Source organism: Aeromonas finlandensis (assembly GCF_000764645.1).
Lineage (GTDB): Bacteria > Pseudomonadota > Gammaproteobacteria > Enterobacterales > Aeromonadaceae > Aeromonas > Aeromonas finlandensis.
Genome location: NZ_JRGK01000292.1, coordinates 25,458 through 31,477 on the forward strand (window position 1 = coordinate 25,458; position 6,020 = coordinate 31,477).

Here is a 6,020-nt window from a genome sequence, read left to right on the forward strand (position 1 = left end):
CCATGGCCAGAATGAAATTCATGTGTGACACCAAGCGCTGCATCGAGTGCAACGGCTGTGTGACGGCGTGCAAGAACGAGAACGACGATGCCCTCGAGTGGGGCATCCAGCGCCGCCGGGTGGTGACCCTCAACGATGGCCTGCCGGGGGAGACCTCCATCTCGGTCGCCTGCATGCACTGCACCGATGCCCCCTGCATGGCGGTCTGCCCGGCCGACTGTTTCTACCACACCGACGACGGCATCGTGCTGCACAACAAGGATCTCTGCATCGGTTGCGGCTACTGCCTGTTTGCCTGTCCGTTCGGGGCGCCCCAGTTCCCGAAAACCGCCGCTTTTGGCGATCGGGGCAAGATGGACAAGTGCACCTTCTGCGCCGGTGGCCCGGAAGAGGATCACAGCGAGGCGGAGCGCCAGAAGTACGGTGCCAACCGCATCGCCGAGGGCAAGCTGCCGATGTGTGCCGAGCTCTGCTCCACCAAGGCACTGCTGGCGGGGGATGCGCAGGTGATCTCCGACATCTTCCGCGAGCGGGTCGCCTATCGCGGTGCGCCGCACGCAGGCTGGGGTGCTGATGAACAGGCGCTCTATCGCGATGCCAGCAAGGTGAACAAGCAGGGAGGGTCGGCATGAAAACCTGGCTAATGGCCCTGTTTGCTGCCCTGCTGCTGGTGAGTACCGCAAGTTTCGCCGACGCCGAGAAAGAGGCGGTCGGTTTTGCCGGCGCCGATTACTGGCGAGCGGTGAAGGATGGGCAGGAGGGGGTGACCACCTCCCGCTCGCCGGAGCACGGGGTACTGATCTCGGTGCCGGGCCAGCTCTGGTTCGAGGTGAAGACCAAGTGGGTATCGCCGCTTGGTGCCATCGCCATTTTCGGGTCGCTCGCCATGTGCGGCCTGATGTACTGGGCGGTGGGGCCGACCCGACTCTCCAAACCGCGCACCGGGCGCAAGCTCAAGCGCTGGAGTCGGCTCGATCGGGCGCTGCACTGGACCACGGCAGCCATGTTTCTGACCCTTTCCGGGTCTGGGCTTGCCATCATCTACGGCAAGCACTTCATCAAGCCGGTGGTGAGCCTCGGGGTGTGGGAGAACTGGATCTGGTTCGCCAAGGTGTTCCACAACTATGTGGGGCCGCTCTTCTTCCTCTGCCTGATGGGGGTGCTCATCAAATGGTTCCGCCACAACATCGTCAACATGGTGGATGTGAAGTGGTTTATGAAGGCGGGCGGCATGCTGGGCCCCCACAAGGGGAGTCACCCCTCGGCGGGCTTTTCCAACGGCGGCGAGAAGGCGATCTTCTGGCTGCTGATCTGGTTTGGCGGCATTGTGGTGGCGACCGGGCTGTTCCTCGACTTCCCCATCTTCGGCCAGCTGCGCCGCCAGATGGAGTGGGCCAGCTTTATCCATATCGTAGGCGCCTTGATCCTCATCTGCGGTTTTATCTTCCATATCTACATGGGCCTGTTCCAGTTGGAAGGGGCGCTGGAGGGGATGGTGACCGGCGAGGTGGACGAGACCTGGGCCAAGGAGCACCACGACCTCTGGTATGAAGAGGTGAAGCACACTCTCGATGAGTCCAAGGCGGGCAAATCAAGCTGATGGTCGACAAAGGGTAAAGGGAAGGGGCGCTGATGCGCCCCTTTTTATTGTTCAATATCCCTCTGTTATTCACCCTCTCTGCTCGGTGGCTCAGGTCACCGGTTTGAGCGGGAGGTGGATCTCGTAGCGCAATCCCTCGCCCGGCGGACTGGTCACATTGACCGAACCGCGCAGGTTGTTCTCCACCAGATTGTGGATCCGGCAGGCGCTAAGCCCGCAGTGGTTGGCATTGCCACGCATCGTAGTAAAGAAGGGTTCAAACAGACGTGGCAGCTTGTCGGCAGGCATTCCGGGGCCGGAATCCTGATAGGTGAGCAGCAGTGAGCCTTCATGTTGCCCGATATGGATGGTGAAACTGTGCTCCCCGGCCCCCTGAAAGGCATGAGCCATGCTGTTTTTCACCAGTTCCTGCAACAAGTCGACAAAAAGGGATTCAGGGGCGGTCAGTGTGATCTCTGTTCCTTCAAGTCGGGGGGTGATTCGGTCGATCTGCAGTTCAGGGCTGAATGCTTGCAACATCTGCTGGATGCTCTTCTTCACCGCAAAGGGGCGCGCCTCCTGCTCGTTTTGATCGCGGGTCAGCTCCTTGAAACGGGTGACCAGTATCGCAACCCGGCGCAGGCTGGATTCAACCAGCTCGGTGCCCTCCTTGATATCGGTGAGCTGCTGATGGAGCAGGCGTTGACCCAGTACGCCGGTTTTCACCGCGTTGGCCAGCAGGTCGCCAGCGCCCTGAATAAGGCTGGAAGCGGTAATGCCGACCCCCAGCGGGGTATTTATCTCATGGGCAATGCCAGCGGTGAGCTGGAACAGGCTTTGGTAGAGCTGCACCTTGGCCTGTTGGCGTCCCAGCTCCTTGAGGCGCAGCTGGTTTTGCACCCGGGCCAGCACTTCGAGCTGATGAAACGGTTTGGAGACATAGTCACAGCCACCAGCCTGAAAGGCTTGCTCAAGGGCGCTGACCTCGCTGTTTGAACTGATAAAGATGATGGGCAGTGCCCATGGTCCCTGTTGTTGCTGGATCCGCCGACACGCCTCATAGCCATCCATCACCGGCATATTGATGTCCATCAGGATCAGGTCGGGGGTGACCTGCGCTGCGGCATCAACGGCCTGTTGGCCATCTGTCGCTTCGCGCACCTGATAACCCGCCTCTTCGAGCAGGCTGCGCAGGATATAGCGGTTGGAGGCCATATCATCGACGATCAGAATGTTGCTTATGGTGTTGCTGTTTGGCATACCGCAGTGCAGTTCCGTGCTATGGGCCCAATCTTTAGCATAGTTGTTCGTCCCCTTTATAGGTTTACAAATGAGGGGGCAGAGTAATCCAGATGGATTTTTGCGCGTCAGCGGACCGCAGAAAATGTGTAATAGTAAGCGAGCATGGTTTCAATAGTAGGGAGTGTGAAGATGAAAAAAGCGTTGTTGGCTGCGGCATGTGCGGTCGGGTTGCTGGGTGGAGTTTCTGCCTGGTCAGTGCAGGCTGCTGACGGGATCAAGACCCAGCAGGTGCAGTTCAAGAAGGGAGAGTCCGGGGCGACCATCAATAGCACCATTCAGGGTCGCCAGACTCTCGATTACAAGCTGACGGCCAACAAGGGCCAGAGCATGGTAGTGATCCTGACCGGCAAGCCCTACTTCAATATTTTGCCGCCAGGCAGCAATGGGGAGGCGATCTTTATCGGCTCCAGTGAAGGAAACCACTTTGAGGCGACCCTGCCCGCCAAGGGCACCTACACCATTCGTGTCTACCAGATGGGGGCGGCCGAGAGCAGCAAGGCCAAGACCAAGTTCAAGCTGGAGGTGGGCATCAGCGGCTAAGTCTGATGCGAGTGTGCTGATAAAAACACGGTGGCTGCGGCCACCGTGTCCGTTTCAGAGAGATGGTGTGATCCGGCAATCTGTTTTGCGCTGGTTTTTGGCCGCAGGGTATGCCCAAGCTCACAAAACCGATCGAATAAACGTCATATGATTGATTTCATTACGAGTCTCAATCTCCTGCCGAATGGCAATTTCACGTAAATCAAAGAGAATGACTATGGCTACCGGACAATATCTGCTGTGGAAAGATGCACAGGGACAGGATTTTCGCCCCGTTGCACTGACAGGCACCAATCTGCTGAATGATCGTAATCTCAACAAGGGCACTGCCTTCACCGAACAGGAACGTGCCGATTTCGAGCTCGATGGCTTGCTGCCGCCTCAGGTACAAACGTTTGAAGCCCAGCTTGAACGGGTTTATGAAGGGTTCAAGAGCGCAAGCAGCGACATCGAGAAGTACCAGAACCTGCGCGCCCTGCAGGACCGCAACGAAACCCTCTTCTATGCCTTGCTCTCCCACCACGTTGAGGAGATGACCCCTTATATCTACACCCCGACCGTCGGCAAGGCGTGTCAGGAGTTCAGTCACCGTTTCCAGAAGCCGCGCGGCCTCTATATCACCCAGAAAAACGTGGAAGACATGGGCTCGCTGGCGCGCCATATCGATGCCAAATCGATCCGCATCATAGTCGTCACCGACAGCCAGGGTATCCTGGGGATCGGCGATCAGGGGGTGGGCGGCATGGGGATCCCCATCGGCAAGCTCTCCCTCTATACCCTGGGGGCCGGTATTCACCCGGCGTGTTGTTTGCCCATCGCGCTGGATGTGGGCACTGACAACCAGAAACTGCTGGATGATCCCATGTATCTGGGTCAGCCCCACAAGCGCATTCGCGGCAAGGAGTACGACGACTTCATCGACAAGTTTGTCGCCGGGGTCAAGCGCCACTTCCCCAACGCCGTGCTGCAGTGGGAAGACTTCAGCAAATCCAACGCGTTCAACAATCTGGCCCGCTACCAGCAGGCGCTGCCGTCATTCAACGATGACATTCAGGGCACTGGCGCTGTCGTGCTGGCCGGTATCATCGGTGCGGTCAAGGTCAAGGGGGAAACCCTCGGCCAGCAGAACTATCTGGTCTATGGCGCCGGAGCCGGCGGGGTCGGGGTGGCGGATCAGATCTGCGCGGGGATGATCCGCGAGGGGATGGATCCGCAGGCGGCGCGGGATCGCATCTACATTCTGGATACCCAGGGACTGGTGTGTGACAACCGGGAAGGGCTCGACGAGTACAAACGCCGTTACGCCAAACCGGGGCTGCTGCTGGCGGGCTGGGATACCGAGGTGCCCGGCAAGGCCAATCTGACCGATGTGCTGCGCCATGTGCCCATCACAGTGCTGCTGGGTACCAGCGGATCGGGTGGTGCCTTCCAGGAAGAGCACATCCAGCTGATGCAGAAGCATTGCGAGCGCCCCATGGTGTTCCCGCTCTCCAACCCGACCGCCAACTGCGAGGCGCTGCCGGAAGATATCTATCGCTGGAGCAAGGGCAAGGCCATCGTTGCCACCGGTAGTCCGTTCAAGGATGTGAGCTACGAGGGGCAGGATTTCCGGGTCGGGCAGGGCAACAACGTCTTTATCTTCCCCGGGGTGGGCCTGGCGGCCATCGTCAGCCAGATCCGCGAGATCAGCCCGGAGATCTTCACCACCGCCGCCTTTGCACTGGCCGAGTGCGTGAGCGAGGTGGATCTGGCGAAAGGGGCCGTTTATCCGCGCATTCGCGAGTTGCGCAGCATCTCGGTGCATGTGGCGACTGCGGTGCTCAAAGATATCGTGCGCCGGGATCCCTCCCATCCGCTGATCGGTCAGGATCTGCAGCAGCATATCCTCCACCACATGTGGGAGCCGGTTTATCTGCCCTATCGCCGGGTATAACCTTGGAACTACTGCCCGGGTCAGAATGGGCCAGTGAATATGACAAGGGGGTAGCGCTGCTACCCCCTTTCGTTTATTGCCCGTGGCACGCGCTAAGTGCGCAATGGCCGCCAGCGCCCTTGCTGATTGCGGCAGGCGGTATCCTGCCACTGCTGACTGGCCTTGCCGATATAGAGTTGCTCGCGATAGTCGCGGCACCACTCCCCATTGGTATGGCGGAAGGTGCGTAGCGGCGTGACGCTACCCGAGTGACGGTTGGCCGGATTAAACCAGGTGAGGCTCTGCCCTTTGGTACGGGTTTCCAGTGCCTTGGCGAGGGCCTGGTTGGCCAGTTGAACATCTGCCTTATCCATCTGATGGTAAAGCGGTGGGGTGTCGACCGTGGCGCAGCCAGTGAGGCCGAGCAGGAGGAGTGGTAACAGATATCGCATCATGGTTGCCCCTGTTCACGAAAACCGTTGTTGAGCAGAGCCCGCTCCTGATCATCGGTAAGCACTTGTTGGCGATCATCGACCGTACCATCGCCTCTGAGTTTGTTGCCATTGGCATCGACGGCATCCACGCCGTTATCATCGACCGTACCATCGCCTCTGAGTTTGTTGCCATTGGCATCGACGGCATCTACACCGTTGTCATCGACCGTACCATCGCCTCTGAGTTTGTTGC

Annotated in this window: 6 protein-coding genes and 1 pseudogene; 4 read left to right on the plus strand and 3 right to left on the minus strand. The window is 59.1% G+C overall.

Features of this window, described 5'->3' with window-relative positions; translation table 11 throughout:
• Positions 1-2: 2 nt before the first annotated feature.
• Both fdh3B and LD28_RS0118275 read left to right on the plus strand, forming a co-directional pair.
• Entirely contained in the window at positions 3-632 is a 630-nt protein-coding gene (gene fdh3B, locus LD28_RS0118270; RefSeq protein ID WP_033138346.1) for a formate dehydrogenase FDH3 subunit beta, read from the plus strand.
• Positions 629-1,600: a formate dehydrogenase subunit gamma gene (locus LD28_RS0118275; RefSeq protein ID WP_033138347.1), complete on the plus strand. Its 972-nt coding sequence runs from the start codon at positions 629-631 to the stop codon at positions 1,598-1,600. The genes fdh3B and LD28_RS0118275 overlap by 4 nt, the downstream gene beginning before the upstream one ends.
• A gap of 90 nt (positions 1,601-1,690) precedes the next feature.
• Here LD28_RS0118275 and LD28_RS0118280 read toward each other — a convergent pair whose 3' ends face one another.
• Entirely contained in the window at positions 1,691-2,839 is a 1,149-nt protein-coding gene (locus tag LD28_RS0118280; protein ID WP_241462317.1) for a hybrid sensor histidine kinase/response regulator, read from the minus strand.
• A gap of 171 nt (positions 2,840-3,010) precedes the next feature.
• On the opposite strand from LD28_RS0118280, the gene LD28_RS0118285 reads away from it, so the two are divergent.
• Positions 3,011-3,421, plus strand: coding sequence for a hypothetical protein (locus LD28_RS0118285; RefSeq protein WP_033138348.1), 411 nt, complete (start codon positions 3,011-3,013; stop codon positions 3,419-3,421).
• Positions 3,422-3,638: 217 nt separating this feature from the next.
• On the plus strand, positions 3,639-5,354 hold the full coding sequence (locus LD28_RS0118290) for an NAD-dependent malic enzyme (protein ID WP_033138349.1): 1,716 nt from the start codon (positions 3,639-3,641) through the stop codon (positions 5,352-5,354).
• A 92-nt stretch (positions 5,355-5,446) separates the two neighbouring features.
• Here the strand turns inward: LD28_RS0118290 and LD28_RS0118295 are convergent, their stop codons facing one another.
• Both LD28_RS0118295 and LD28_RS22640 read right to left on the minus strand, forming a co-directional pair.
• Complete coding sequence (locus LD28_RS0118295; RefSeq protein ID WP_033138350.1) at positions 5,447-5,788, minus strand: RT0821/Lpp0805 family surface protein; 342 nt, start codon at positions 5,786-5,788, stop codon at positions 5,447-5,449.
• Positions 5,785-6,020: pseudogene (locus tag LD28_RS22640) on the minus strand (hypothetical protein); the annotation flags it as partial. The gene LD28_RS0118295 and the pseudogene LD28_RS22640, both read right to left, overlap by 4 nt.